The organism is Streptomyces sp. NTH33 (genome assembly GCF_003236365.1).
Classification (GTDB): domain Bacteria; phylum Actinomycetota; class Actinomycetes; order Streptomycetales; family Streptomycetaceae; genus Streptomyces.
In genome coordinates, this window is sequence record NZ_POTZ01001082.1 from 1 (window position 1) to 582 (window position 582).

At 77.7% G+C, this 582-nt stretch carries 1 protein-coding gene; it reads left to right on the plus strand.

Annotation, left to right across the window (positions count from 1 at the left end):
• The coding region (locus C1I97_RS38575; RefSeq protein ID WP_146608481.1) for a substrate-binding domain-containing protein at positions 1 to 582 on the plus strand (582 nt) is incomplete at both ends.

Genomic DNA, 582 nt, shown 5'->3' on the forward strand with positions numbered 1-582 from the left:
CTGCAACACGGGCGGCTCGCCGGACCGCGAGCTGACGTACCTGACCCTGCTGCAGCGGCAGCGGGCGGCGGCGGTGGTGCTGACCGGCGGGGCCGTGGAGGAGGCGCCGCACGCGGCGGCGGTCTCCGCGAAGCTGCGCAAGCTGGCGGACGCCGGGACGCGCGTGGTGCTGTGCGGGCGCCCGCCGGCGCCCGGCACCGGGGCGATCGCGCTGGCCTTCGACAACCGCGGGGGCGCACGGCAGCTGACCGGGCACCTGATCGGCCTCGGCCACCGGCGGCTCGGCTACATCGCGGGGCCCGAGGAGCGGACGACCACCCGCCACCGGCTGGAGGGACACCGGGAGGCCCTGGCGGCGGCGGGCGTCGAGGACGACCCGCGCCGCACGGTGTACGGCCGCTACGACCGCCGCTCCGGCTACGAGGCCACCCTGGAACTGCTGCGCCGCGACCCGGACCTGACGGCGGTCGTCGCCGCGAACGACTCCGTCGCCCTGGGCGCCTGCGCGGCCCTGCGCGAGTCCGGGCTGCGCATCCCGGAGGACGTCTCGGTGGCGGGCTTCGACGACCTGCCCTTCAGCAT